Here is a 24,944-nt window from a genome sequence, read left to right on the forward strand (position 1 = left end):
CAACACCCGCGCAGTGGCGCAGCACCCGCGTACCGCACCATTCTCGGCAGCGCGTGCAGGATCCCGAAGCGTTCGGGGCGAGACTACGCGGCGGGGCCACCGGCCGGAAGGACCCGCTTCCAAGCGCCCTCATAGCCCATCGGCACGAAGCCGAGCGCCTCGTTAACCACGAGCATGTGCCGGTTCTCTTCGGCGTTGAAGGTCGTCACCGACGGATGCCCCGGGCTTTCCTGCGCAAGATACTCCAGATTCGCCGTCTTCAGTAGCATGCCGAGGCGGTGCCCGCGGTGCTCCCGCAAGACCAGGGTGTCCTCCTGGCTGACGGACCGCTCGCGTTCGGCCGGTACCGACAGCTGGGTGAAGGCGACCAGGTGACCGCTCGGCTCGTGCAGCGCGGCGGCGGTGAGCATTCTCCGGGGGCTTGAGCCACGGGAGGTCTCCTCGTCGACCAGCCGATCGGCGGTCCAGACGTCTTCGGGTTCCGTAAGGCCCGCAGTCGGGGCGTCGGTGCTCATCCGGGTATAGAGGACGGCGAGGTCGTCGCGCCAGCGCGGGGGAGTGCCCGCGCTCCAATAGTGAACGGTGTAGTCGCCGCCGGCGTGCGCCGCGGCATCCGCTTGAAAGCGGCGGATCACGCTCGCGTCGGCGGGCAGTGCGAGGCGGCTGCCGCGCTCGACCTGTTCTAGCCGGTAGCCGCGCGCGAGCAGAAAACGCACCTCGGGGTTGTCTTGTGGGACCGACCCGAAGCCGGTCGGTGCGGTCAGGCGTTCTCCGGGGGTATCCGCAGACACCGTGTACACGATCAGCTCGTGCCGATTCTCGGTCGCGGCAAGGTGTTCGACCCGGTCGGCGAGGGCGGTGCCGATGCCGCACCTGCGCCAGGCTGGCAGCACCTGCACGCCCAGCCAGGCATGGTCGTCGTTGGCGTCGAGCAGGGTTTCATAGGTGGCGCGGGCCACCACCGTGCCCTCAACCCGAGCAACGAACATGCGCTTAGGGTCGTATTTCGTGTTGAGCCACCCGGGCAGCAGTTCGGCAGCCGAATAGTTGAGTTCGTTCGTACCAAACCCCTCAGCCTCGACGAGGTTTCGCAGCTCGGCCACCGCCACGAAGTCGGGCCAGCTGGGCGCGTGCGGTGTAGCGGGAATGACGAGTTCGTCGATCGAGAAGTCGCTCATGCTGCGCCAGCGTAGTCCGAGCAGCACAAGTCCGGTACGCAGCCCGGTATAGAACCGCGGATAATTTCGCCCGCAGCCCCTAGCTGAGTGCCGAGGCCGCCGAAACGTCTCCGCGGTTCTGCACGCAACTCTTCCCAACAAGCGGATGTCCCGGCCGCTGTCGGTGGCGCAGGGTACCGTTGAACCAGCCCCGAGACCAAGACTCGCGGCCGACCGACCGAAAGGGTGCCCGTTGTATCTGAAGAGCCTCACCCTCAAGGGGTTCAAATCGTTCGCGCAGCCGACGACGTTCGCCTTCGAGCCCGGCGTCACGTGCGTGGTCGGCCCGAACGGGTCGGGCAAGTCCAACGTGGTCGACGCGCTCGCGTGGGTGATGGGGGAGCAGGGTGTGAAAACCCTGCGCGGCGGCAAGATGGAAGACGTCATCTTTGCCGGCACATCGACGCGCGGGCCGCTCGGTCGGGCCGAAGTCATCCTCACCATCGACAACTCCGACGGCGCCCTACCGATCGAGTACTCCGAGGTCACCATCTCCCGCACGCTGTTTCGCAATGGCGCGAGTGAATACGCCATCAACGGGCGCACCTGTCGGCTGCTCGATGTGCAAGAGCTGCTCAGCGATTCCGGTCTCGGCCGGGAGATGCACGTCATCGTCGGTCAGGGTCAGCTCGACGCCGTGCTGCGTGCGACCCCCGAAGAGCGTCGCGGCTTCATCGAAGAAGCCGCGGGCATTCTCAAACACCGACGTCGCAAAGAGAAAACGCTGCGCAAGCTCGACGCCATGCAGACCAACCTCACCCGGCTGAGCGACCTCGCCGGAGAGATTCGCCGCCAGCTCAAACCGCTCGGCCGTCAGGCCGACATCGCCCGCGAGGCGCAGACCATCGCCGCCGTGGTGCGCGATGCCCGCGCGCGCTTGCTCGCTGACGACGTTGTGCTGCTGCGCACCGCGCTCGACGCCCACAATCACACCGAGAGCGAACGGCACACCGAACGGGTCGTGCTGCAGGAGCAGCTCGCGCAGAAGCAGGGTCGGGTGCAGCGGCTCGAACTGGCCCAGGTCGGCGACGCCGTCGATCTGGCCCGCCGCACCAGTTTTGGCCTGGAGTCGGTGCAGGAACGCCTGCGCGGCCTGTTCACTCTCGCCAACCAGCGACTGGCCCTGCTCGGTTCGCAGGCTGAGCCGACCGGTCCGGCCTTCAGCGTCACGCCCGCCATTCTGACGGATGCTGCTGCCGAGGTTGAACAACTGCGCGCAAGCATCGGGACGGCCGAGACGGCCTGGGGCACCGCCCGGGAGCAGAGCTCGGCGGCACGGTCGCAGCTGGATGCCGTCGACGACGACATCGCCGCTCAGGCTGTGCTCGTCACCCGGCATGATCTCGAAATCTCGCAGCTGACCGGCCAGTCCGAGACGGCCCGGTCGCGGCTGGCCGCTGTACGCGGCGAACAACTACGGCAGCAGAACGCCCTCGACGCTGCGTTCGATCGCAGCGAGAAGGCACAAGCCCAGCTGGCCGAGCTCGAAACGGCCGTGACCGAGGCCGCCGAAGAACCAGACTCCGACGACCTGTCCGAGGCACTCGCACTGGCGCAGACCGCAGTGCAACACGTCGAGGCCGAGGTGGAGCGACTGCGCGATGAGCTGCACCAGCACGAACGCGAACGCGACGCCCAGGCGGCCCGGCAGGGTGCATTTTCCCTTGCACTCGACCAGAAAGACGGTTCCTCCGCACTCCTCGGCGCGCAGCTCCCCGGTATCCGTGGCCTGGTGGCCGACCGGGTGCGCGTGCAGCCCGGGTTCGAGGCGGCGATCGCCGCCGCGCTCGGGTCTCTCGCCGACGCGGTGCTGGCCGACAACCGCGAGGCAGCCCTGGAAGCCATCGGCCACGCCCACACCGACGATCTCGGCCGGGTCGAACTCCTCATCGCGGACGGTGCCGACACCCTAGCTCCGGGCGTTGATTCCAGCGTTGATCTGGGCGCGGGCATCCGTTGGGCGACGTCGGTCGTCGACGGGCCGGCCGGAGTGCGTGCTCTGCTCGCCCAGACCGTGATCGCCGACGATCTCGCCGTAGCCCGCGCCGCCCAGCTGACCGACACCGTGACGATCATCACACTCGTCGGTGAGGTGCTGGGCCCGTGGGTCGTGCGCGGCGGATCCGGCGCCCGGCCGAGCAAACTCGAACTCGTCGCCGAACGCGACACCGCCGCCGAAAAGCTGACGGCGGTCACAGAGCTGATCGAGCGGGTGCGCTTCGACCTCGCCGAGCAGCGTACCCTGCTGCACGCGCACAAGGAGCAGTCGGTCAGCGCGCGGGCGGCCGTGCGCGCCCTCGAAACCCAGCTCGCCACTCAGACGGAACGCCGCGGTCGCCTCACCGTGCAGGCCGAGGCCGCGACCGCCGACCTCGCCCGGGTCAGCGCCGCCCTGACACTCGCGACCCGCGCCGTCGAAGAGGTCGAAGCCGTCGTCGCCGAGGCGTCCGCCACGCTGGTCACCGCCCAGTCCCGGCCACGACCCATCCTCGATGCGACCGTGCGCGATGCGCTCTATCGTGAGCTGGAGGTCGCCCGGGATCGTGAGGTGGAAGCTCGCCTCCAGGTCGAAACGGCCCGCGAACGGGTGCGGGCCGGTGAGGCACACGTCGTCGTCCTGACCGAGCAGCTCGCGGCCGAGCATACGGCCGCCGAGGCCGCGGCCCGGCGCGCCGTCATTCGCCGCCGCCAAATGGATGCCGCTTCCCGCGTCGCCGAGGCGCTCCCGGCCGTGCTCGCCGCGGCCGACCGCTCGGTCGCCGAGGCCCGGCTGCGTCTGGCCAGCGCTGAAGCCGAACGCACCAGTCAGAACACCGAACTGCAGCAGCTTCGCCTCGACGAGAGCGCCTTGCGTGAGCGGCTGGCCGCGATCACCGAGAACGTGCACGGTCTCGAACTCGAGATCTACGAGAAGAAGCTGCACCTCTCGGCTCTGCTCGAACGGGCCGGCAGCGAACTGGGCCTGACCGAAGACGTGCTTGTGGCCGAGTACGGGCCCGACCAGCTGATCCCACCCGACGGCATGATCGTCTCTGACGACTCCGGCGCCGACAGCACCCCGCAGGCCAGTGGGGCCAGTGAACGCGCTGCCGGTGAGCGCGACAGCGACGACCGCACCGGGAGCGATCGCGACATCGCGGGCCGCGCGGCCGTCGGCATCCGTTTTAATCGGGCTGAACAGCAGAAGCGGTTCGCGGCCGCCGAACGCAAGCTCGGTCAGTTGGGCAGGGTCAACCCGCTCGCGCTCGAAGAATTCGCCGCGCTCGAGCAGCGGCACCGATTTCTCACCGAACAGCTCACTGACCTTACCGAAACTCGCAGCGACCTGCTCACCATCATCGCCGACATCGACGAGAAGATGCAGGCCATCTTCTCCGACGCCTTCGACGACACCCAGGCGGCCTTCGCCGAGGTGTTCCCGGTGCTGTTTCCCGGCGGCAGCGGCAGTATCTGGCTCACCGACCCCGATGATCTGCTGACGACCGGCATCGAGGTGTCGGTGAAACCGGCCGGCAAGAAGATCGAACGGCTCTCGCTGCTCTCGGGCGGTGAACGTTCCCTCGCAGCGGTCGCTCTGCTGATCGCGATTTTCAAGGCCCGCCCCAGCCCGTTCTACATTATGGACGAGGTGGAAGCGGCCCTCGACGACGCCAACCTCGGCCGGCTGCTGACCATCTTCGAAGATCTGCGCGAGACCAGCCAGCTCATCGTGATCACGCACCAGAAACGCACCATGGAAATAGCGGATGCCCTCTACGGCGTCAGTATGCGGCAAGACGGGGTCAGCGCCGTCGTCGGCCAGCGCGTGGGGACTCGTGCTGACCAACGGGAGCGCGACCGGGAACCGGCGGCGTCCTGACCGCTCGGCGTCTGCCGTCTGCTAACCTAAGCCTGAAATCATGCACATTATTCGATTTGACTCTCTTCGACCCGCCCCCTGGCGTAACGGCGGCGGGACCACCCGCGAGGTGGCGTCCTTCCCCGCCGGCGCGGTGGACTTCGACTGGCGCATCAGCATCGCCGACGTGACCGCGGCCGGTGATTTCTCGAGTTTTCCAGGGGTCGACCGCATCCTCACGGTGATCGAGGGCGAGCTTATGGTCGTGATCGTCGATGGTGAAGAGCACGCCATGGAGCAGTACCGGCCATTCCGGTTTTCCGGTGACAGCGCGACGAGCTGCGCCCTGCCGGTCGGCGATACCAGAGACCTGAATGTGATGACGAGGCGCGGAGCGTTCAAGGGCTTTCTGTCGATCGTCGAGCTGTCGAAGAAACGCGCCCACCCGGTGTTCGACGACCAATTCGCCCTACTGCTGAAGGGGAACGCCGTCGTGACCGCCGGCGGCGAGGAGGCCACACTGGGACCCCTCGATACCGTGCGCGGCGACGATCCAGCCCCGGAAGTGCTCGGACGAGGATTCCTCGCCGTCATCACCCTGGAAGCGGTTCCGACCTAAGCGGATGCTGTTGCGGCATTCGCCACCGTTTCGTTGCCGAGCAAGCCTGCGGCATACAGAATCACCAGCGCGATGAGAAGTGCTCCTGCAATGAGCAGTGCTACCCACAGTGCCGGCCTCAAGCCCGAGCCTTATCCATAGCGTGCAGAATAGCAGTCGCGCCGTTACCCCTGCGGCGGCAGCGCGCTGATCACCGCGTGGTCCTTGGCGAGCACGCCGATCTTGGCCGCGCCGCCCGGGGAGCCGAGGTCGTCGAAGAATTCGACGTTGGCCTTGTAGTAGTCGGCCCACTGTTCGGGCAGGTCGTCTTCGTAGTAGATGGCCTCGACCGGGCAGACCGGTTCGCAGGCGCCGCAGTCGACGCACTCATCGGGGTGAATATAGAGGGAGCGTTCGCCCTCATAAATGCAGTCCACCGGGCATTCATCGATGCAGGCACGATCTTTCACATCGACGCACGGCAGCGCAATCACATAGGTCACAGTGTCAGCAACGCTTCCGTGCGAGAGATCGCAACCTGTTCGGCCCGAGAGACGACTTTGACTCGCTCCCGACCGGGAGTGACCAGGTCCTGCGCGCCGAGCAGCTGCTCGTGCGCGTCCAGGGTGCGCCAGCCCGCCCAGGTCGTGAACTCGACGCCGCGCTCCGCCAGCAGGGCCAGAATCGCCTCCGCTGATTCGTCAGCCGTTTCGCCGGCGACGAGCGCGGGCAGGTCGGCCACGAGCCGGGTCACCGTCTCGAGGGCGTCGCCCTTAGTGTGGCCGATCAGGCCGACCGGGCCGCGCTTGATCCACCCGGTGGCGTACAGTCCCGCGATCGCGTCGCCGGCCGCGTCGAGCACCCGCCCGCCGTCGTTCGGAATGACACCGCGCACGGCGTCGAACGGCACCTCGGTGAGCGCGCTGCCCCGGTAGCCGATCGCGCGATAGACGGCCTGCACCGGATAGTCGACGATCTGGCCGGTCGACCGCACGCCACCGTCTCCGGTGTGTTCGGTACGTTCAAAGCGGATGCCTTCCACTCGTCCATCGCCGTAGACCTCGACCGGCGAGTGCAGAAAGTGGAGGTGCAGGCGACGTGAGGCGCCGAGCGGAGCCTTGGTGAGCCATCCGTTCAGCGTGCGGGTCATGATCTTGACCTGGTTGTTGCTGGCGACGAGCTGTTCGCTGTGCGAATCGGGAGTGAAGTCTTCGGCGTAGACGACGAGGTCGACGTCGGGAATGTCTGCGAGCTCGCGCAGTTCGATCGGGGTGAATTTCACCTGTGACGGCCCGCGGCGGCCGAACACGTGCACGTCGGTCACCGGGGATCCGGCGAGCCCGGCGTAGACCGAGGCGGGAATGTCGGTGCTGAGCAGATCGTCGGCGTGCTTGGCCAGGATGCGGGCCACGTCGAGGGCGACGTTGCCGTTTCCGATGACGGCCACGTCGGTCGCGTCGAGCGGCCATTCCAGCGGCACATCGGGGTGGCCGTCGTACCAGGAGACGAAGTCGGCGGCGCCGAACGAGCCGGGCAGGTCGATGCCGGGAATGACGAGCGGGGCGTCGAGAATGGCGCCGGTGGCGAAGATGACCGCGTGGTAGTGCTCGCGCAGATCAGCCAGGGTCAGGTCGGTGCCGTAGGTGACGTTGCCGATGAAACGAATGATGCCTGCGTCGAGCATCTCCTGCAACGACTTGACGATGCCCTTGATGCGCGGGTGGTCGGGGGCGACGCCGTAGCGAATCAGGCCGTAGGGGGCCGGCAGCGCATCGAATAGGTCGATGGCCACGGTGTGACCGGTTTCGAGCACGAGCCGGTTGAGAATATTGCCGGCGTAGATTCCGGCCGGGCCGGCGCCGATAATGGCAACGCGCAGTGCAGAGGGAGCGGGGGTCATAAGGAGCCTTTCAAACAACGGGAAGAAGAGTGGATGCGGGCGGGTCAGCGCAGGCCAGCGGCCATCAGTCCGCGGCGGCGCAGCAAGCGACGCTCGATCGGGGCGAAGATCACGAGTTCCACCAGGATTCCGACGAACAGAATCACCAGGATCGTGGCGAGCACCCCGGACAGGTCGGCAAGCTCGCGGCTTTGGTGCAGCATCGAACCGAGACCGAAGCCGATCGTGCCGCCCATGGTGATGATCTCGGCGGCCATGAGTGAGCGCCAGGCGAAGGCCCAGCCCTGCTTGAGGCCGGAGAAATAGCCGGGCAGGGCGGCGGGCAACACCACGAGGGTCGCCATCTGCAGGTGCGAGGCGCCGAGTACCGTGCCGACGCGGCGCAACTGCGGTGGAATCTGGTCGACGCCCGAGACGAGCCCATTGGCAATCGAGGGGACGGCGCCCATCAGAATGACGAAGTACACCGTGGCGTCGGTGAGGCCGAACCACATGATCGCGGCGGGAACCCAGGCGACCGAGGGGAGCACCTGCAAGCCGGAGAGCAGCGGTCCGAGCGCACGCCGCACCGGGCGGCACTCCGCGAGCAGCAGCCCGATCGGGGTGCCGATGGCGATGGCGATGAGAAAGCCGAGACCGCCGCGCTCGAGGCTCGTCGATACCGCGAGTTGCAGGCGGTCGCTCGACCAGGCACTCACGAGGGAATCGAATACGTCTAAGGGGCCGGGAGTGAGGTCGGGCCGGGGTTTGACGATGAGAATGTAAACCTGCCAGGCCGCGACCAGCGCGATGAGCAGCAGAATCGGGGGAAGGACACCGTCGAGGGTGCGGCGAAAGGCGCCGCGGGGCGTTTCGGGAACGGCCTGCAGCGAATCCAAACCGGCTTCGAGGCGGCGCAGTTCGTCGTGGCTCGGGTCGTTGGTCGCTCCGCCACGAATGGTGTCGGTGCGAGCATCAAGCGGCATTACGGCGGATCTCCTCGCGCAGCTGGTCAGTGATTTCGTCCCCGAGGCGGGCGACCTCGGGGGACTCGATCCGGCGGGAGCCGGTGTCGGTGATGGTCCATTCGTTGACGATGCGGCCTGGGCGTGAGGACATCAGCAGAATGCGCTGTCCCAGCCGTGCGGCCTCGCGCACGTTGTGGGTGACGAACACGATCGTGCGGCCGGTCTGGCGCCAGACCCGTTCGAGTTCTTCGTGCAGCAGGTCGCGGGTGATGGCGTCGAGCGCGGCGAAGGGTTCGTCCATCAGCAGCACCTTGCGGTCCTGCGCGAGCGACCGGGCCAGGGCGACCCGCTGCCGCATACCCCCGGAGAGTTCGTGCGGGCGTTTGTCGGCGGCATCGGCGAGGTTGACCAGGTCGAGCAGTTCGAGGGCATCCGCACGGCGGTCCTTGCGCGGAACCCCGCGCAGTTTCAGGGCCAGCTCCACGTTGCGGCCGGCCGTCAGCCACGGAAACAGCGCTGCGTCCTGGAACATGACGGCGGCCTTGCCGCTCGCCACGGTGACGGCGCCCTCGGTGGGTTTCTCCAGGCCGGCAATGATGTTGAGCAGCGTGGACTTTCCGCATCCGCTTGCCCCGAGCAGGCAGACGAACTGGCCGGCTTCGATCGACAGGTTGATGTCATCGAGCACGAGCGGACCGGTTCCGTAGCGCTTACCGAGGCCATCGATCGTGATCGCGACGGGTTCGAGCGCGGTCGGGGCCGGGGCGACAGACACGCTGGTCAGGGAGGTCACGGCGACACGTCCGACCCGGCACCCGAGCCGTCGCCGGCGCGGGTGGGCTCGCCCGGCGCGGTGACGATACCGGCGGCCAGGGTTGCGCCGTCCTGCGGGTGAATGACCAGGAACGCCCCGGAGCGACGATTCTGCGCATAGCGTTCCACCGGCAAATCGCGCGACAAACGGATGTTGGCCTGCCCGATATCGTTCACGGCCAGGCTGGTGGCGGGTTCGACGCCGAGGGTCGTGAGGTCGAGGCGGCCGGTGACCTCGCGAATCAGGGCCTGCACGACGGTCGTGCCGAACTTCAGGAGCACGCGGGCTCCCGGTGCGAGCGGACGCGGGTCGAGCCAGAACAAATCGGCTTCGAGGGCGCGGGTGATCGGGGGAAGGGTGCCTGCGGCCGCGATGACGGCGCCGCGGGCGATGTCGAGGTCGTCGGCCAGGCGCAGCGCGATCGACTGGGGCGCGAAAGCCTCGTCGAGCTGCACTCCGGCGAAGTCGATACCGGTGACGGTGCTGGTGCCGCCGCCGGGCTCGACGCTCACCATGTCGCCGACCTTGATGCTGCCGCTCGCGACCTGCCCGGCGTAGGCCCGGTAGTCGCGGTAGGAATCGGCCAGTTCCGGGGAGACGACGACCGCGCCCTGCGGCCGCAGCACGAGCTGAACCGGCAGGCGGAACGCCTCGGTGGCGCGCCCACTGTCGTCGAGGTCGTCGATCACGGTGAGGGTTTCGAGCAGTTCGAGCAGGCTTGGACCGGTATACCAGGGGGTGCGCTCGGAGCGGTCGACGACGTTGTCGCCGACCAGGGCCGACACCGGAATGACATGGACCTTCGCACGCGAGTCAGAACCGAGGCCGAGTTCGGCGGTGACCAGGCGAACGCTCGCCTCCACCTCACGGAAGGAGGCCTCGTTGTAATCGAGGAGGTCGATCTTGTTGACCGCGACGATTACGTGCGGCACGCGCAGCAGGGCGACAACGCTGAGGTGCCGGCGGGTCTGCTCGAGCACGCCCTTGCGGGCGTCGATGAGCATGATGACGGCATCCGCTGTGGTGGCGCCGGTGACCATGTTGCGGGTGTACTGCACGTGGCCGGGGCAGTCGGCGAGAATGAACGAGCGGGCGGGAGTCGCGAAGTAGCGGTAGGCCACGTCGATGGTGATGCCCTGTTCGCGTTCGGCGCGCAGGCCGTCGGTCAGCAGGGCGAAGTCGATGCCACCGCTCTCGCCGCCGAAGCCACGCTCGGTGGACGTACGGGTGACGGCTTCGAGCTGGTCGGCGAGGATCGCCTTGGAGTCGTGCAGCAGCCGGCCCACCAGGGTGGACTTGCCGTCGTCGACCGAACCGGCCGTCGCGAAGCGGAACAGGGTGCCTTCGGGGGCGGCGACGGCGGCTTCCGTGGTGAGGTCCTGGGTATCAATGATGAGGGTCATGCGATTACTCCGTTCCGAGTCCGGCGGCCGAAACAGGCGCGCCTTGCGCTGCGGCGAGAACGCCGTTGAGCTGGGTCAGGTCAAACAAGCCATTGAGTTCGCCGTCTTTTGCGAGGCCGGCAGAGACTGCTCGTCTCAGCGAGACCGGAAAAGTGCCGGCCAGGGGGTCATTGGTGAAGTGCAGGCCGACCAATGCGCGTTCGATGACCGCGTCGGCGAGCGGCTTGCCGGTGTCGGCGGTCAGCTTCGCGTTGATCACACCGGCCGCCTCGGCCGGATGCTCGTTCAGCCAGGCAATGGATGCCGTGTGTCCCTCGAGCAGCGCCCGCACCGTTTCCGGGTGGTCGCGATTGAAATCAGCACCGACAAGCAGCACGGTCGTGGCGAATTCGCCGTTCGGCCACCGGGATGATTCTTCGACGAGCACGTGAGCATCCGCTTCGAGCACCAGCCGAGAGACCCAGGGTTCGGGCAGCCAGGCGCCGTCGATCTGCCCACTCTGCAGCAGGGTGAGCGCGCGGGCGTTGTCGGTCGGGGTGACCGTCACGTCGCCGCCACCGGTCGTGCTGGTCTCGTAACCCTCGTCCTCGAGCCAGGAGCGGAGGGCAACGTCCTGCGTGTTGCCGAGCTGCGGGGAGGCGAGAGTCGTGCCGGCGAGGTCGGCGGGGGAGTCGATGCCGTCGCGCACGACGAGGGCGGCGCCGCCGATTGTGGCACCCGCCACGATCACCGCGCTCTGCCCCTTGCTCTGAACAAACGTGTTGACGGCCGGGCTCGGACCGACGTAGGCGGCATCGATAGCACCGGCGCTGAGCGCCTCGATCGCGGCCGGACCGGCGCCGAAAGCCTGGGCGGTCAGGGTCGTCTCGCCGAGGGCGTCGGCGAAGAATCCCTGCTCGATGCCGACCAGGGCCGGGGCATGGGTGAGGTTGTCGAAGTAGCCGAGTCGGATTTCCTGGACCGGCCCGGTGGCGGAGGCCGCGCCGGAGCATCCGCTCAGCAGCACCGTCACGGCCAGGGCGACGCCGACCGCGGAGATGGGGGCGCGCATCAGAAGTATCCTTCCTTTTTGCGGTCTTCCATGGCGGCCTCTGAAATGCGGTCGTCGGCGCGGGTTGCGCCTCGTTCGGTGATGGTGGAAACGCCCACTTCGCGCACGACATCGGCGACGGATGCCGCGGTCGAGTCGACCGCACCGGTGCAGCTCATATCACCCACCGTGCGGTAGCGCACCGTGCGTGTTTCGACGATTTCGTCGGCGCGGGGCAGGCTGACCGGGCTGACCGAGCGCCACATATTGTCGCGGCGGTAGACCTCACGCTCGTGGGCGTAGTAAAGCGGGGGCAGCTCGATGTTTTCGCGTTCGATGTAGCGCCAGACGTTGAGTTCGGTCCAGTTGCTGATCGGGAAGGCGCGCACGTGCTGGCCGACGGTGTGGCGGCCGTTGTAGAGGTTCCACAGTTCGGGGCGCTGGTTGCGCGGGTCCCACTGGCCGAATTCGTCGCGCAGGGAGAGGATGCGTTCCTTGGCGCGGGCTTTGTCTTCGTCGCGGCGGGCGCCACCGAAGACAGCGTCGTGCCGGCCGGCGGCGATCGCGTCGAGCAGCGGGAGGGTCTGCAGCGGGTTGCGGGTGCCGTCGGCGCGTTCGGCGAGACGTCCGTCGGCGACGTAATCCTCGACCTTGGCGACCGTGAGGCGTACCCCGTGCGCGGCGACGGTCTTGTCGCGAAACTCCAGCACCTCGGGGAAGTTGTGGCCGGTGTCCACGTGCAGCAGCGAGAAGGGAATCTTGCCCGGCCAAAAGGCCTTCGCGGCGAGGTGCAGTACCACGACGGAGTCCTTGCCGCCGCTGAACATGAGCACGGGCCGCTCGAACTCGGCGACGACCTCACGAATAATGTGGATGGCTTCGCTCTCGAGCACGTCGAGTTCGGAAAGGCGGTGTGCCGTCGTGGTAGTCATAGGTGGAGCCCGCATTCTGTCTTCTCGAGGGTGGCCCAACGGCCGGAACGGGGATCGGCTCCCGCCGCGACGGGCTGGGTGCACGGGGCACAGCCGATGGAGGGGTAGCCCTGCGACAGGAGTACGTTCACCGGCACGTGATTCTCGGTGGCGTAATCCATCAGTTCGTCGTAGCTCCAGGCGGCGACCGGGTTGACCTTGACCAGGCCATTGCGTTCGTCCCAGGTGACCAGGGGCGTGTTGGCGCGGGTAGGGGCTTCGTCGCGGCGCACACCGGTGAACCACAGTTCATAGCCGCCGAGCGAACGCTGTAGCGGTTCCACCTTGCGCATGGCGCAGCAGGAGTTGGGGTCGCGGGCGAACAGTTCGGCGCCGTGCGCGGCATCCTGCTCCGGAACTGTCGTGAGCGGAAGCACGTCGACCACCGTTACCGGCAGGGCGGCGGCGACAGCGTCGCGGGTCTCGTAGGTTTCGGCGAAGTGGTAGCCGGTATCGAGAAAGAGTACGTCGACGCCGGGCAGTTGCTTCGACACGATCTCGGGGAGCACCGCGTCGGCCATGGAGCAGGCGACGGCCACGGAATCTGCGCCGAAATTACGGGCGACCCAGGCCACGACGTCCGCAGCGGTGGCCTCGCGGCCGTTGGCTGCTGCGGCCGCTTCGAATTCGGCTGAGCCAGCTTCGGCGAGGGCCTGCAGTTCGGCGGCCGGTCGGCGCGGTGGCAGGTCACGGGCAACGGATGCCGCGGCCTGTTTGACCGCGTTCAGATTGATGGCGCTCATTTGAGGTCCTCCTCGTCGGCGCGGTGCGCCCACTGGGCAAAGGTTTCGTCGTCGGTGCGGGCGGCCAGAAAACGCAGCACGAGGCTCTCGACATAGTCGGCGAGGTTCTCGGCGGTTACCTTGAGGCCGCGCACGGTACGGCCGAGGCCGGCCTCGTCACGGTCAGCGGAGACCAGGCCGCCGCCGAGGTGCACCTGGAAGCCGGGGGTGGACCCGCCGTTGCCGTCGGGCAGCAGCTGGCCCTTGAGCCCGATGTCCGCAGTCTGAATGCGGGCGCAGGAGTTGGGGCATCCGTTCACGTGCAGGCTGATCGGGTGCGGGGCATCGATTCCGGCGAGCCGTTTCTCCAGCTCGAGGATGGCATCCGTTGCCGTCTGCTTGGTCTCGACGATGGCGAGCTTGCAGAATTCAATGCCGGTGCAGGCGATGGTCGAGCGGCGGAACAGGCTCGGGCGGGCCGACAGCCCGATCTCGTCGAGGGCCGCGATCAGGGGTTCGACGTGTTCTTCGGCGATGTCGAGCACGACGAGCTTCTGGTGCGGCGTGGTGCGCAGTCGGCTCGAACCGTGGGCTTCGAGCAGGTCGGCGACCCGGGTCAGGGTCTGACCGGAGATACGACCGACGAAGGGGGCCAGCCCGATGTAGAAGCGGCCGTCCTTCTGCTTGTGCACACCGATGTGGTCGCCCTGCGTCTTCGGGCGCGGTGCGGCGGGGCCGTCGGGCAGGGTGTAACCGAGATATTCGTCTTCGAGAATACGACGGAACTTGTCGGTGCCCCACTCGGCGAGCAGAAACTTGAGGCGGGCCTTGCCGCGCAGGCGGCGGTAGCCGTAGTCCCGAAAGATGGAGACGACGCCGCGCCAAACCTCGGACACCTGGTCGGGAGCGACGAAGGCTCCGAGCCGTTCGGCCAGACGCGGGGTGGTGCTGAGCGCGCCGCCGACCCAGAGGTCGTAGCCGATGCCGAGTTCGGGGTGCTCCACGGCCACGAGGCCGATGTCGTTGATCTCGTGCACGACGTCCTGGCTGGGGTGACCGGTGATGGCGGTCTTGAACTTGCGCGGCAGGTTGGCGAATTCGTCGGTGCCGAGATATTTGCGGGCAAGCTCGTTGATCGACTCGGTCGGGTCGATGAGTTCGTCGGCGGCGATGCCGGCCACGGGGGAGCCGAGGAACACGCGCGGCACGTCGCCGCAGGCCTGGGTGGTTTCGAGGCCGACGGCTTCGAGGCGGCGCCAGATTTCGGGCATGTCCTCGATCTGGATCCAGTGCAGCTGAATGTTCTGGCGGTCGGTCAGGTCGGCGGTGTCGCGGCCGAAGTCGCGGGACACCTCACCGATCACGCGGGCCTGTTCGGTCGTGAGCTGGCCGCCGTCGATGCGCACCCGCAGCATGAAGTAGCGGTCTTCGAGCTCTTCCGGCTCCAGGGTGGCGGTCTTGCCGCCGTCGATGCCGGGCTTGCGCTGGGTGTAGAGGCCCCACCAGCGAAAACGGCCGTGCAGGTCGGTGCCGTCGATCGAGTCGAAGCCCTGCTTGGAATAGATCTGCTCGATGCGGCCGCGCACGGCGAGGCCGTTGTCGACCTGCTTCCAGACCTCGTTGCCGTTGAGCGGTTCGGTACCGTCGATCTTCCACTGGCCGTTCGGACGGGTGGATGGCCGCGGCGAGCGGGCTGCTGCCAGCTTGGTGGCTGCCGCCGGAGCGTTCTCGGCCCCCGTCGTGACGGTGGGCACCGTCTCGGTTTCGTTCGGCACGTCGGCTCCCTCGGTTTGCGGCGCCGCTCCAATGATTTCGATCGGAGCGACCCCGCCAACGCTACTGCGACCACGGTGCAATGTCGCAGCCGCGGGTCACGTGCTGTCACACACTGTCACGCAGCGTCACACAGGCCGCCGGGTACTCGGCGCGCCTTCCGGGCAGTGGATGACGGCGGCGCCTGAGTGGTGTCGCGGACATCCGCTTGGATGGTGCCGCTCACCGGTCGTTGCGGCCACGGGGACAAGCTGTTGCCGCTCGCCGCGCGCAAGGCGGCGGCGCCCCCGTAGGCTAGGGACATGGCTGAACGCACCCCCTGGTCCCTCTCCGGCGCACTGCGCGGAATGTTCACGAAGAAGACCATCGACGCACAGACCTGGGACGACCTCGAGGACGCCCTGCTGCAGGCCGATTTCGGCCCGAATATCACCGAGTCGGTCATCGCCGACCTGCGTGCCAAGGTCGCCAAGTACAACACGACCGACCCGGCCGATTTACAGCGGATGCTGCGCGAAGGAATTGAAGAGCGGCTGTCCGTTCTCGACTCCACCCTGACCCTCTCCGAACGGCCCGCCATCGTGCTCGTCGTCGGCGTCAATGGCGTCGGCAAGACCACCACGATCGGCAAATTCGCCAAGTTTCTGCAGACCTACGGTCGCAGCGTCGTGATCGGCGCGGCCGACACTTTTCGGGCGGGGGCGGTCGAGCAGCTGGCGACCTGGGCCGAACGAGCCGGGGCGCAGATCGTGAAGCCGCAGATGACCGGCCAGGATCCGGCCTCCGTCGCCTTTCAGACCGTGGAGAAGGCGAAGAACGAGGGCATCGAGATCGTGCTCATCGACACCGCCGGGCGGTTGCAGACCAAGGGCGGACTGATGGACGAGCTGACCAAGATTCGCCGGGTCGTCGAAAAGCAGGGACCGATCGCCGAGGTGCTGCTCGTGCTCGACGCCACGACTGGTCAGAACGGGCTTGCCCAGGCCGAGGCGTTCATCGAGCACGCCGGGGTGACCGGTCTCGTGCTGACCAAACTTGACGGCTCAGCGCGTGGCGGCTTCGTGCTCGCCGTGCAGGAAAAGACCGGCATTCCGATCAAGCTGGTTGGGCAGGGTGAGGGCATCAACGACCTCACCGGTTTCACCCCGCACGTGTTCGCACAAAAACTCGTCGGCTGATGAAGAATTTAAGAGGAGCACTATGAGCATCGAACACGATTTCTTCGGAATTCTCGGCGACGAAGACGAGGGCGAGGTGTACTGGTCGGAGTCGGCTGAGCTCGGAGACCAGAGCGTCGAGATCGACCTCAGCTCGCCCGACGAAGATTCGGTCACCGCCGAAGCGCTCGATATCGCCGCGGCCATGATCGGGTCGATGGAGGACCTCGACTCCCAGGTGAGGGAATCCCTCGTCGCCGATCTGTCGGCCGAGGTCTCCGTGACTAGCCAATACATCGCCGAGCAGCTCGACGAAATGGACCAGGAAGCGATCGAAAACGCCATCATCTGGGATTCCGGTGACCAGCAGATTGACTTCCTGCGTTCGCTGCGCCTGCAGCGCATCGGCTTTCACCCGCACCGCGCCGGCAGCGAAGCGCACTTCGCGGTGCTCGAATACGCCATCAGCCCCGACGACACCGACGGCCTGCTCGTCGTGACAATCGACGTGCACGGCGACACTGTCCAGGTAGCCCTGGACAGCTAACTTCGACCGGGCCCGGGCCCGGAAACCGGGCCCATGATGTATCGTGGGCCCGCTTCCTTAAGGTGGGCCCAGGCAGCAGTCCGGAGCCCCTGGGTACCGCCCTGAGGCAGGCACCCTCTTTCTTTCCGGGCCCGGGCCCGGAAACCGGGCCCATGATCTATCGTGGGCCCCCTTCCTTAAGGTGGGCCCGGGTGAGCGCTGGCAGCCCCGAACCGGGCTACCCGAGGTGTTGTGCGGCCTGCCCCGCGCCGAGCAGGTCTTCCTTGCGCGGGCGCACCAGGAAGAAGGCGATGGGCCCCGCCGCGAAGATAATGATGGCCGCCCACAGGAAGGCGGACTGGTATCCGCTCACGAGAGCGCCCAACTGAACGGCTTCGGCGGGAACCTTACCGATCAGGTATGAGCTCACCGCAGCGGTGTACAGCGCGGTGAACAGGGCGGTTCCAAGCGATCCGCCGATCTGCTGCATCGCCGTCACCGCAGCGCTCGCCGCACCGGCATCATGCTCGGCGATTCCCGACAGCGCCACGTTCTGCAGCGGCACGAAGATCATCGCGAGGCCGAGCCCGAGCAGGATGAGCCCCGGCAGCACCTCGAGCGCATAGTTGCCGCTCACCGTGATCTGAGTCATCCAGAGCAGCCCGGCCGCGCCGACGATCGGTCCGACGGTCATCGGAATCTGCACGCCGGTACGCGCCAGAAACTTCGACAGGACGCCAGCACCGATCATGATCGTCGCGGTCATCGGCAGGGAAGCCAGACCGGACTGAATCGGGGTGTAGCCCAGCACGATTTGAAAGTACAGGGTGAGAAAGAGGAGCCCTCCGAGCAGTCCAGCGCCCGACAGCAGCGCCGTGAGGAAAGCTCCGCCGCGTACCTTGTTGGCCATAATGCGCAACGGCAGCAGCGGATGATTCGACCGCTTTTCCACCAGCACGAACAGCACGAGCAACACCAGTCCGAGTGGGAGGCAGACGAGCACGGGCCAGCTGGCCCAGCCATTCTCGGCCTGCGCGAAGCCGAATACCAGGGATCCGAGGCCGAGTGCCACGAGAATAGTCCCCGGCACGTCATATCGGGTGTTTCCTTGCGCCTTGCTCTCCCGAATCACCGGGATGGCGGCCGCAATCGCCACGATGGCGATCGGCACGTTCACGTAGAGGCACCACCGCCAGCTCGCATACTCGGTGAGCACGCCGCCGAGGATGAGGCCGACCGCCGCGCCGCCGCCGGCGATCGCGCCGTAGACGGCGAAGGCTTTGATGCGGTCCTTGCCGCCGGGAAAGTTGACCGTGAGCAGGGCGAGCGAGGCCGGCGCGAGGAGCGCGGCGAACAGGCCCTGCAGGCCGCGGGCGGCGAGTAGCTCCCAGGTGCTCTGGGCGGCGCCGCCGAGGGCCGAGGCAATGGCGAACCCGGCCATGCCCACGATGAAGGAGCGTTTGCGGCCCCAGAAGTCGGCAATACGCCCGCCGAGCAGTAGCAGCGCGCCGAAGACAAGCGAGTACAGCGTGACGACCCAGGTGCGCTCGCCGTCGCTCATGCCGAGCGCGGTCTGTGCCTGGGGGAGCGCGATGTTCACGATGGTTCCGTCGAGTACGACGGTGAGCTGGGCGAGCGCCACGATGGCCAGCAGCAACCACTTTCGTGGGTGGGGCGCGGTCGCCGCCGACGCGGGCGGGGCAGAACTGGACTGATTTGTGCTGATACCGGGCATAACAGTGACTCTATCGTGCAAACCGAACGAACTAGTTCGTTTTTGTGAACTAGAGTCAAAACATGGCACGCGACGGAGCAGACCCCCAGACCCGCATTCTCGAGGCGGCGCGCACCGAATTCGCCGCCTACGGACTAGCCGGGGCCCGCATCGACCGCATCGCCAAGAGCGCCGCGACGAGCAAGGAACGCCTCTACGCCTACTACTCCGACAAGCAGCAGCTATTTCTCGAGGTGTTGGAGCTCAACCTGCGCGAGTTCGCAAGCGACGCCGTGCTCACCGACAACGATGTGCCGGCCTTCGCCGGGGCGTTGTTCGACCACGCCGTCGAGCACGGCGACCACCTGCGCATGATCGACTGGGCCCGCCTCGAGACCGACGGTACCTGGCTGCCGGCCCTCGACGTCATGCTGGGCTATCGGGACGAACAGGTGCGGCGCATCCGTCTGGCACAGACAGCCGGTCGGGTCGATGCTTCCTGGCAACCGGCTCAGCTCATGACACTCATCTTCGGCATCGCCTCGGCCTGGGTACACGAGCCCGGGGCGGCGCTCGCGCACGGCGGCCCTCCGGACGTGACGGCAATCGCGGTTCGCCGAGCCAACGTCGTTCGTGCGGTCGAGCGGCTGATTGCACCGAGTGTGGCGGCGCAGAACTGACGCTCGCCCGAATTTGACGGAACCGCGCCTCAGCATCCGTTTCGAAGTAGCAGCGGCCACCGGTTAAACTAAACGCATCATGGCAACTTTTGGAAACCTCTCAGATCGTCTTGCCGAGACGTTCAAAAACCTCCGCACCAAGGGCAAGCTCAGCGCAGCGGATGTCGACGGCACCGTTCGTGAGATCCGTCGCGCCCTGCTCGACGCCGACGTCGCCCTCGAGGTCGTCAAGGATTTCACCGGCAAGGTGCGCGAACGCGCCCTGGGCGACGAGGTCAGCAAGGCGCTGAACCCGGCCCAGCAGGTTGTGCAGATCGTCAACGACGAGCTCATTACGATTCTCGGCGGCCAGCAGCGCCGGCTGGAATTCGCCAAGAAGCCGCCGACCATCATCATGCTCGCGGGCCTGCAGGGTGCCGGTAAGACCACCCTCGCCGGCAAGCTCGCGAAGTGGCTGGCCAAAGACGGCCACACCCCGCTGCTCGTCGCCGCCGACCTACAGCGCCCCAACGCGGTCACCCAGCTCGAGGTCGTCGCTAAACAGGCCGGTGTCGCCGTCTACGCGCCCGAGCCCGGAAACGGTGTCGGCGACCCGGTCAAGGTCGCCCGCGACGGCGTGAAGTACGCCCTGCAGAAGGTTCACGACGTCGTCATCGTGGACACCGCCGGACGTCTGGGCGTCGACGCTGAGCTCATGAAGCAGGCCGCCAACATTCGCAAGGCGATCGATCCAGACGAGGTGCTCTTCGTCATCGACGCCATGATCGGCCAGGATGCCGTCGCCACGGCGAAGGCCTTCCAGGACGGCGTCGACTTCACCGGCGTCGTGCTCACCAAGCTCGACGGTGACGCCCGCGGTGGCGCCGCCCTGTCGGTCGCTTCGCTCACCGGACGCCCGATCATGTTCGCCTCGACCGGTGAAGGACTCGACGACTTCGAACCGTTCCACCCGGACCGCATGGCCGGCCGCATCCTCGACCTTGGTGACATCCTCACCCTGATCGAGCAGGCGCAGGGTGCGTTCGACGAAGACGAGGCCCGCAAGGTCGCCGAGAAGTTCGCGACCGACTCCTTCACCCTCGACGACTTCCTCGGCCAGATGCAGCAGCTGCGCAACATGGGTTCGATCAAGAAGATGATGAGCATGCTGCCCGGCGCCGGCGCCATGAAGGCGCAGCTCGAGAACTTCGACGAGCGCGAGATCGTGCGCACCGAGGCCATCATCCAGTCGATGACCAAGCTTGAACGCACCACCCCGAAACTGCTCAACGGATCGCGCCGCATGCGCATCGCGAAGGGTTCGGGCATGACCGTCACCGAGGTGAACCAGCTTGTGCAGCGCTTCGAACAGGCCGCCAAGATGATGAAGACGGTCGCCAAGGGTGGCATGCCCAATATCCCCGGCATGGGCCCCATTCCCGGTGCCGGCTACGGCGGCAAGCCCAAGCAGGTGGCCAAGAAGAAGGGCTCCAAGTCGGGCAACCCAGCCAAGCGCGCTGCCGAGAACGCCGCGATTGCCTCGGGCGTCAAGCCTGCCGGGGAGTCTTCCAAAGCGGATGCCGCCGGCTCCGGTTTCGGCCTCGGCTCCGGCGCCCAGCCAGGCAAGGGCAAGGCCGGCGGTCCCACCGAAGAGGAAATGGCCGCGCTGCAGAAAATGCTCGGCCGGTAGCATCCGTTTGGGGAAAGCCTTTGGTGGGCCGGGCCCACCTTACGGAAGCGGGCCCTTGATGGATCATGGGCCCAGTTTCCGGGCCCGGGCCCGGTCGCAGAACGTGGGCCCAATCTTCTCGCTGAGCCCGTGGACCGCGCGCAACTCCTGCAAATCGTGAGTGCCAGAAGGCCGTTCCCGGCAAATTACTGGGATCCGCGGTGCTCGCCGAAAAAATTGCAGGAGTTGTGCGCGTGCAGTGGCCTTCGGTCGGCGCTGGGGGCCTGGGGGCCTGGGCGCCGGGGCACGAACCGTGGGCAGTCCTAGGCTGGACGCATGACTTCGACGACGAACCACAACGTGCGCATCGGTGTGCAGATTGCCCCGCAGCACGCCCAGTACTCCAAGATTCGCGACACCCTCACCGAAGTGGAGGCGCTCGGCGCCGACATCGCCTTCAACTGGGACCACTTCTTTCCGCTCACGGGCGAGCCCGATGGTCTGCACTTCGAGTCGTGGACCATCCTCGCCGCCTGGGCCGAGCAGACCACGACCATTCAGTTCGGCGCCCTGGTCAACTGCAACAGCTACCGGAACGCCGACCTGCAGGCTGACATGGCGCGCACGATCGACCACATCAGCGGCGGTCGCTTCATCTTCGGCACCGGCGCGGGCTGGTTCGAGCGCGACTATCAGGAATACGGCTACGAGTTCGGCACTCCCGGCACTCGGCTGAACGCCCTCGATACCAGCCTCGGCCGCATCGAGGCCCGCTGGGCCAGGCTCAACCCGCCGCCCACCCGCGACATCCCGGTGCTCATCGGCGGTGGCGGCGAAAAGAAAACCCTGCGCATCGTCGCCCAGCACGCCGATATCTGGCACTCGTTCTCCAACCCCGAGGTGCTCGAGCACAAGCTCGGCGTGCTCGGCGCCTGGTGCGACGAGGTCGGCCGCGACCTGAGTGAGATCGAGATCTCCACCGAGCTGCGCGGCCGCACGGTGGACGACGCCGATGCGCTCTACGACCTCGGCACGCGCCTGTTCACCGTAGGAATCTCCGGCCCCGACTACGACCTCGGCCAGGCCGCCGACTGGCTGGCCTGGCGCGACAGCAAGAACGCCTGACCCGAGCGGATGCTGCTGGCGCGGCCCCGCGCTGCTCGTGCGGCTCGCGTTGCTCGCGCTGCTGGTGCGGCTGGTGCGGCTCGCGCTGCTGGTGTGCGCTGCGCGCGAGCCACGAAGGGGCGCCCGTGCAGCGAACCGGGGCGTGGCGACCGCACGGCTTGGGCGCGCGTGCAGCCAACGCGCTAGCTCCCGAGCCCCTCCGCGAGCTCGTGGCTGAGCGCCGCCACCACCGCCGGCAGGCTGCCGTCATGCGCGGCCGCGACGGCGAGCTGCCGCTGGTAGCTGCCGCCCTCATCGATGATGCGGTGCAGTCCGAGCAGCTCCGGCAGACAGCCGAGCCGCTCGGCGACGGGGGAGAGGATCTCGATGAGGCGACGCACATCATCCGTTACCAGGCATTCGGCGCCCGCAGCATCGAGGATGATCTCGGCGTCGAGCCCGTAGCGGGCGGCCCGCCACTTGTTCTCGCGCACGAACCACGGCTGCATGCGCGGAACGTCTTCCCCCGCGTCGAGGCTGGTGGACATCCACTCGACCAGGCACTGGATGAACGCGGCGATCGCGCCGAGCTCCACGGCCGTCGAGACGCCGTCGCAGACTCGAATCTCGATCGTGCCCCAGCGCGGCGACGGGCGAATATCCCAGCGCACCTCGGTGACGTCCTCGATGATGCCGGTCACGGCCATGTCGTCGACGTAGCGCTCCCAGGCTTCCCAATCGGGCAGGTCCCAGGGCAGTCCGGCGGTCGGCAGCTGCTGGAACATGAGCGAACGGTTGCTGGCATAGCCGGTGTCGACGCCGGCCCAGAACGGGCTCGACGCGCTCAGCGCCTGCAGGTGTGGCACGTAGGTGAGCAGGCCGTTCATGATCGGAATGACCTTGGCCTTGTCCTCGATGCCGACGTGCACGTGGATTCCCCAGATCATCATATTGCGGCCCCACCACTGGGTGCGGTCGATGAGCTTGTGATAGCGGGCTTTGTCGGTGACGGTCTGGTCGAACCACTGCGCAAACGGATGCGATCCGCTGCAGATCAGGTCGACCTCGCGTCCCGAAAGCACGCGGCGCACCTCGCCGAGCTGGCCGGCGACATCCGCTACCGCACCGCCTACGGTGGTGTGCACGCCCGAAACCAGCTCGACCGTATTGAGCAGCAGCTCGCCGGTGATCGTTGGGTGGGCCGAGCCGTCGGGGCCGCGCAGGGCGTCGAGCACTTCGTCGGCGATATTGACCAAATCGCCGGTCGAGCGGTCGACGAGGGCGACCTCCCACTCGATGCCCACGGTGGATCGGGCAGATCGGGCGAATTCCAGTGGCACGGGGGGGCTCCTTGGGTGGGCCGGTAAAAGTCGTTGAGGTTCGATTATCACAATGCCCGCAATCTCTGACAGAATGATTAGTCGCGATCCGTTGTGCCCGACCCTCTATCTCGGTGCAACGTGATCCTATAGAGCTTATGCCGAGTGTGCCCCCACGCTCACGGCCCAAGGTTCGCCAAACAACGAATTAACACTGGAGAATTGTGGCTGTCAAAATCCGTCTGAAGCGCATGGGCAAGATCCGTGCACCGTACTACCGCATTGTCGTCGCCGACGCGCGCACCAAGCGCGACGGTCGTGTCATCGAAGAAATCGGCATCTACCACCCCACGGAGGAGCCCTCGGTCATCGAGGTCAAGTCCGAGCGTGCGCAGTACTGGCTGAGCGTCGGCGCTCAGCCGACCGAGCAGGTTGCTGCACTCCTCAAGCTCACGGGCGACTGGGGCATCTTCAAGGGCGACAAGAACGCTAAGAACACCGTCAAGGTGAAGGAACCGAAGGTCGCTTTCGTCGCTGACGAGAAGAAGAAGCCGGTTCTCAAGCCCAAGGCCGAGAAGCCGGTCGCCAAGGCCCCCGAGGTTGCTGCCGAAGCAACCGAAGAGGCGTAACTGTTGCTTGCTCCCGCGCTCGAACACCTCGTCAAGGGGATCGTTGATCACCCCGATGATGTGCACGTTGCAGAAAAGAACTCGCCCCGAGGCGAGGTGCTCGAGGTTCGTGTGAACCCCGAGGATCTCGGCCGGGTCATTGGTCGTGCCGGTCGCACAGCCAAGGCCCTGCGCACCCTCGTTGCGGCTCTGGCCGATGGTCGACGCGTACGCGTCGACGTCGTCGACACCGATTTCTAGTTCAGTGAACGACACGACGGTGAACGATAGCGAGAAGGACCGCACCCAGCAATTACGGGTGGGGCGCCTGACTAAGGCTCACGGCCTCAAGGGAGCAATCAAGCTCGAACTGTTCACGGATGACCCGGGACGACGTTTCGTCCCGGGCGCCGTGTTCACCCTGCAGGTTCCGACCGGGTCGGCCTGGCACGGCAAGACGATTGAACTCGTCGAGCTGCGCTGGTACAACCAGCACGCGGTCGGTTTTTTTAAGGATGTTCCCGACCGCTCCACGGCAGAAACGCTCGCCAAGGCGATCCTCTGGATCGACGCGGACGTCGCCGAGCAGTCGGATGAAGAAGACGCCTGGTACGACCACCAGCTCGTCGGGCTCGCCGTCATGCGTGACGGTGTGCGCATCGGCACCATCGGTCGCCTCGAGCACATGCCCGCGCAAGATCTGCTGATCGTGAAGACGCCCACCGGCGACGTCATGATCCCCTTCGTGAAGGCCATCGTGCCGAGCGTCGATGTGAAGGCCGGCATCGTCACCATCACCCCGCCGCCCGGACTGCTCGAAGAGCTGCCCGAGGACCCGGCCGATGCTGTAGCCGACGCCGTGGCCGAACCGCTCTCTGAAACGGATGCCGCGGCATCCGCTCTCGAGACCGACCGCCCGTAACGCACTCCATTCACGGCACGCGGGACTTGCGCCGCTGCGCGGGAGGCGCAACT

At 66.8% G+C, this 24,944-nt stretch carries 23 protein-coding genes; 10 read left to right on the plus strand and 13 right to left on the minus strand.

What is annotated here, in order from left to right:
- Positions 1 to 83: 83 nt before the first annotated feature.
- Positions 84 to 1,178 carry a GNAT family N-acetyltransferase gene (locus E3T43_RS01590; protein ID WP_134471082.1) on the minus strand — a complete coding sequence of 365 codons (1,095 nt, stop codon included), beginning with the start codon at positions 1,176 to 1,178 and terminating at the stop codon, positions 84 to 86.
- A gap of 232 nt (positions 1,179 to 1,410) precedes the next feature.
- On the opposite strand from E3T43_RS01590, the gene smc reads away from it, so the two are divergent.
- Positions 1,411 to 5,076 carry a chromosome segregation protein SMC gene (smc, locus tag E3T43_RS01595; RefSeq protein WP_134471083.1) on the plus strand — a complete coding sequence of 1,222 codons (3,666 nt, stop codon included), beginning with the start codon at positions 1,411 to 1,413 and terminating at the stop codon, positions 5,074 to 5,076.
- Between the two features lie 40 nt (positions 5,077 to 5,116).
- Positions 5,117 to 5,674, plus strand: a complete 558-nt coding sequence (locus tag E3T43_RS01600) for a HutD family protein (RefSeq protein WP_134471084.1) — start codon at positions 5,117 to 5,119, stop codon at positions 5,672 to 5,674.
- Here the strand turns inward: E3T43_RS01600 and E3T43_RS19465 are convergent.
- Genes E3T43_RS19465 through E3T43_RS01645 form a run of 10 tightly spaced genes read right to left on the minus strand, consistent with a single transcriptional unit; the run spans position 5,671 to position 15,194 of the window.
- On the minus strand, positions 5,671 to 5,796 hold the full coding sequence (locus E3T43_RS19465; protein ID WP_255454162.1) for a hypothetical protein: 126 nt from the start codon (positions 5,794 to 5,796) through the stop codon (positions 5,671 to 5,673). The two genes, E3T43_RS01600 and E3T43_RS19465, sit on opposite strands and share 4 nt — an antisense overlap.
- 42 nt (positions 5,797 to 5,838) lie before the next feature.
- Positions 5,839 to 6,156, minus strand: coding sequence for a ferredoxin (gene fdxA, locus E3T43_RS01605; protein WP_134471085.1), 318 nt, complete (start codon positions 6,154 to 6,156; stop codon positions 5,839 to 5,841).
- Positions 6,153 to 7,553 (minus strand): FAD-dependent oxidoreductase, encoded by a 1,401-nt coding sequence (locus E3T43_RS01610; protein WP_134471086.1) that lies wholly within the window; start codon positions 7,551 to 7,553, stop codon positions 6,153 to 6,155. The genes fdxA and E3T43_RS01610 overlap by 4 nt, the downstream gene beginning before the upstream one ends.
- Before the next feature lie 44 nt (positions 7,554 to 7,597).
- Positions 7,598 to 8,518: an ABC transporter permease gene (locus E3T43_RS01615; protein ID WP_104132585.1), complete on the minus strand. Its 921-nt coding sequence runs from the start codon at positions 8,516 to 8,518 to the stop codon at positions 7,598 to 7,600.
- On the minus strand, positions 8,508 to 9,293 hold the full coding sequence (locus E3T43_RS01620) for an ABC transporter ATP-binding protein (RefSeq protein ID WP_134471087.1): 786 nt from the start codon (positions 9,291 to 9,293) through the stop codon (positions 8,508 to 8,510). The genes E3T43_RS01615 and E3T43_RS01620 overlap by 11 nt, the downstream gene beginning before the upstream one ends.
- Positions 9,290 to 10,717, minus strand: coding sequence for a sulfate adenylyltransferase subunit 1 (locus E3T43_RS01625; RefSeq protein ID WP_134471088.1), 1,428 nt, complete (start codon positions 10,715 to 10,717; stop codon positions 9,290 to 9,292). The genes E3T43_RS01620 and E3T43_RS01625 overlap by 4 nt, the downstream gene beginning before the upstream one ends.
- 4 nt (positions 10,718 to 10,721) lie before the next feature.
- The gene (locus E3T43_RS01630; RefSeq protein ID WP_134471089.1) at positions 10,722 to 11,768 is read right to left on the minus strand and encodes an ABC transporter substrate-binding protein; all 1,047 of its coding nucleotides are present in this window, start codon (positions 11,766 to 11,768) and stop codon (positions 10,722 to 10,724) included.
- Complete coding sequence (gene cysD / locus E3T43_RS01635) at positions 11,768 to 12,679, minus strand: sulfate adenylyltransferase subunit CysD (protein WP_241978761.1); 912 nt, start codon at positions 12,677 to 12,679, stop codon at positions 11,768 to 11,770. Before cysD ends, E3T43_RS01630 begins: the two co-directional genes overlap by 1 nt.
- Positions 12,676 to 13,461 carry a phosphoadenylyl-sulfate reductase gene (locus E3T43_RS01640; protein ID WP_134471091.1) on the minus strand — a complete coding sequence of 262 codons (786 nt, stop codon included), beginning with the start codon at positions 13,459 to 13,461 and terminating at the stop codon, positions 12,676 to 12,678. Before E3T43_RS01640 ends, cysD begins: the two co-directional genes overlap by 4 nt.
- Entirely contained in the window at positions 13,458 to 15,194 is a 1,737-nt protein-coding gene (locus E3T43_RS01645) for a nitrite/sulfite reductase (RefSeq protein WP_092449417.1), read from the minus strand. Before E3T43_RS01645 ends, E3T43_RS01640 begins: the two co-directional genes overlap by 4 nt.
- A gap of 321 nt (positions 15,195 to 15,515) precedes the next feature.
- Between E3T43_RS01645 and ftsY the strand changes: the two genes are divergently transcribed.
- Together ftsY and E3T43_RS01655 are read left to right on the plus strand one after the other, a co-directional pair.
- Positions 15,516 to 16,391 (plus strand): signal recognition particle-docking protein FtsY, encoded by an 876-nt coding sequence (ftsY, locus tag E3T43_RS01650; protein ID WP_104132582.1) that lies wholly within the window; start codon positions 15,516 to 15,518, stop codon positions 16,389 to 16,391.
- Positions 16,392 to 16,413: 22 nt separating this feature from the next.
- Positions 16,414 to 16,917: a DUF2004 domain-containing protein gene (locus E3T43_RS01655; RefSeq protein ID WP_134442455.1), complete on the plus strand. Its 504-nt coding sequence runs from the start codon at positions 16,414 to 16,416 to the stop codon at positions 16,915 to 16,917.
- 217 nt (positions 16,918 to 17,134) lie between these two features.
- On the opposite strand, the gene E3T43_RS01660 is transcribed toward E3T43_RS01655, so the two are convergent.
- Complete coding sequence (locus E3T43_RS01660; protein ID WP_134471092.1) at positions 17,135 to 18,631, minus strand: MFS transporter; 1,497 nt, start codon at positions 18,629 to 18,631, stop codon at positions 17,135 to 17,137.
- A 62-nt stretch (positions 18,632 to 18,693) separates the two neighbouring features.
- On the opposite strand from E3T43_RS01660, the gene E3T43_RS01665 reads away from it, so the two are divergent.
- The 3 genes from E3T43_RS01665 (at position 18,694) to E3T43_RS01675 (ending at position 22,063) form a co-directional block, all read left to right on the plus strand.
- Complete coding sequence (locus E3T43_RS01665; RefSeq protein ID WP_134471093.1) at positions 18,694 to 19,290, plus strand: TetR family transcriptional regulator; 597 nt, start codon at positions 18,694 to 18,696, stop codon at positions 19,288 to 19,290.
- Between the two features lie 79 nt (positions 19,291 to 19,369).
- Positions 19,370 to 20,959, plus strand: coding sequence for a signal recognition particle protein (gene ffh, locus E3T43_RS01670; RefSeq protein WP_134471094.1), 1,590 nt, complete (start codon positions 19,370 to 19,372; stop codon positions 20,957 to 20,959).
- A 315-nt stretch (positions 20,960 to 21,274) separates the two neighbouring features.
- A complete protein-coding gene (locus E3T43_RS01675; protein WP_134442447.1) occupies positions 21,275 to 22,063 on the plus strand; it encodes an LLM class F420-dependent oxidoreductase in 789 nt (262 codons plus the stop codon).
- A 182-nt stretch (positions 22,064 to 22,245) separates the two neighbouring features.
- On the opposite strand, the gene E3T43_RS01680 is transcribed toward E3T43_RS01675, so the two are convergent.
- The gene (locus tag E3T43_RS01680; protein WP_134471095.1) at positions 22,246 to 23,382 is read right to left on the minus strand and encodes a glutamate--cysteine ligase; all 1,137 of its coding nucleotides are present in this window, start codon (positions 23,380 to 23,382) and stop codon (positions 22,246 to 22,248) included.
- A 203-nt stretch (positions 23,383 to 23,585) separates the two neighbouring features.
- Between E3T43_RS01680 and rpsP the strand changes: the two genes are divergently transcribed.
- Genes rpsP through rimM form a run of 3 tightly spaced genes read left to right on the plus strand, consistent with a single transcriptional unit; the run spans position 23,586 to position 24,891 of the window.
- A complete protein-coding gene (rpsP, locus tag E3T43_RS01685) occupies positions 23,586 to 23,990 on the plus strand; it encodes a 30S ribosomal protein S16 (protein ID WP_134442443.1) in 405 nt (134 codons plus the stop codon).
- 3 nt (positions 23,991 to 23,993) lie between these two features.
- Positions 23,994 to 24,230 (plus strand): RNA-binding protein, encoded by a 237-nt coding sequence (locus E3T43_RS01690; protein WP_035879344.1) that lies wholly within the window; start codon positions 23,994 to 23,996, stop codon positions 24,228 to 24,230.
- Between the two features lie 4 nt (positions 24,231 to 24,234).
- The gene (rimM, locus tag E3T43_RS01695) at positions 24,235 to 24,891 is read left to right on the plus strand and encodes a ribosome maturation factor RimM (RefSeq protein WP_241978762.1); all 657 of its coding nucleotides are present in this window, start codon (positions 24,235 to 24,237) and stop codon (positions 24,889 to 24,891) included.
- Positions 24,892 to 24,944: the final 53 nt, after the last annotated feature.

Source organism: Cryobacterium sp. Hh7 (genome assembly GCF_004403155.1).
Classification (GTDB): domain Bacteria; phylum Actinomycetota; class Actinomycetes; order Actinomycetales; family Microbacteriaceae; genus Cryobacterium; species Cryobacterium levicorallinum.

Coding starts and splice junctions, on each gene's coding strand:
- E3T43_RS01625 (WP_134471088.1), bottom strand. CDS start 10,717: ATGACCCTCATCATTGATACCCAGGACCTCACCACGGAAGCCGCCGTC.
- E3T43_RS01655 (WP_134442455.1), top strand. CDS start 16,414: ATGAGCATCGAACACGATTTCTTCGGAATTCTCGGCGACGAAGACGAG.
- E3T43_RS01675 (WP_134442447.1), top strand. CDS start 21,275: ATGACTTCGACGACGAACCACAACGTGCGCATCGGTGTGCAGATTGCC.
- E3T43_RS01660 (WP_134471092.1), bottom strand. CDS start 18,631: ATGCCCGGTATCAGCACAAATCAGTCCAGTTCTGCCCCGCCCGCGTCG.
- E3T43_RS01615 (WP_104132585.1), bottom strand. CDS start 8,518: ATGCCGCTTGATGCTCGCACCGACACCATTCGTGGCGGAGCGACCAAC.
- E3T43_RS01600 (WP_134471084.1), top strand. CDS start 5,117: ATGCACATTATTCGATTTGACTCTCTTCGACCCGCCCCCTGGCGTAAC.
- ftsY (WP_104132582.1), top strand. CDS start 15,516: ATGGCTGAACGCACCCCCTGGTCCCTCTCCGGCGCACTGCGCGGAATG.
- E3T43_RS01610 (WP_134471086.1), bottom strand. CDS start 7,553: ATGACCCCCGCTCCCTCTGCACTGCGCGTTGCCATTATCGGCGCCGGC.
- ffh (WP_134471094.1), top strand. CDS start 19,370: ATGGCAACTTTTGGAAACCTCTCAGATCGTCTTGCCGAGACGTTCAAA.
- E3T43_RS01590 (WP_134471082.1), bottom strand. CDS start 1,178: ATGAGCGACTTCTCGATCGACGAACTCGTCATTCCCGCTACACCGCAC.
- E3T43_RS01640 (WP_134471091.1), bottom strand. CDS start 13,461: ATGAGCGCCATCAATCTGAACGCGGTCAAACAGGCCGCGGCATCCGTT.
- E3T43_RS01665 (WP_134471093.1), top strand. CDS start 18,694: ATGGCACGCGACGGAGCAGACCCCCAGACCCGCATTCTCGAGGCGGCG.
- cysD (WP_241978761.1), bottom strand. CDS start 12,679: ATGACTACCACGACGGCACACCGCCTTTCCGAACTCGACGTGCTCGAG.
- E3T43_RS01630 (WP_134471089.1), bottom strand. CDS start 11,768: ATGCGCGCCCCCATCTCCGCGGTCGGCGTCGCCCTGGCCGTGACGGTG.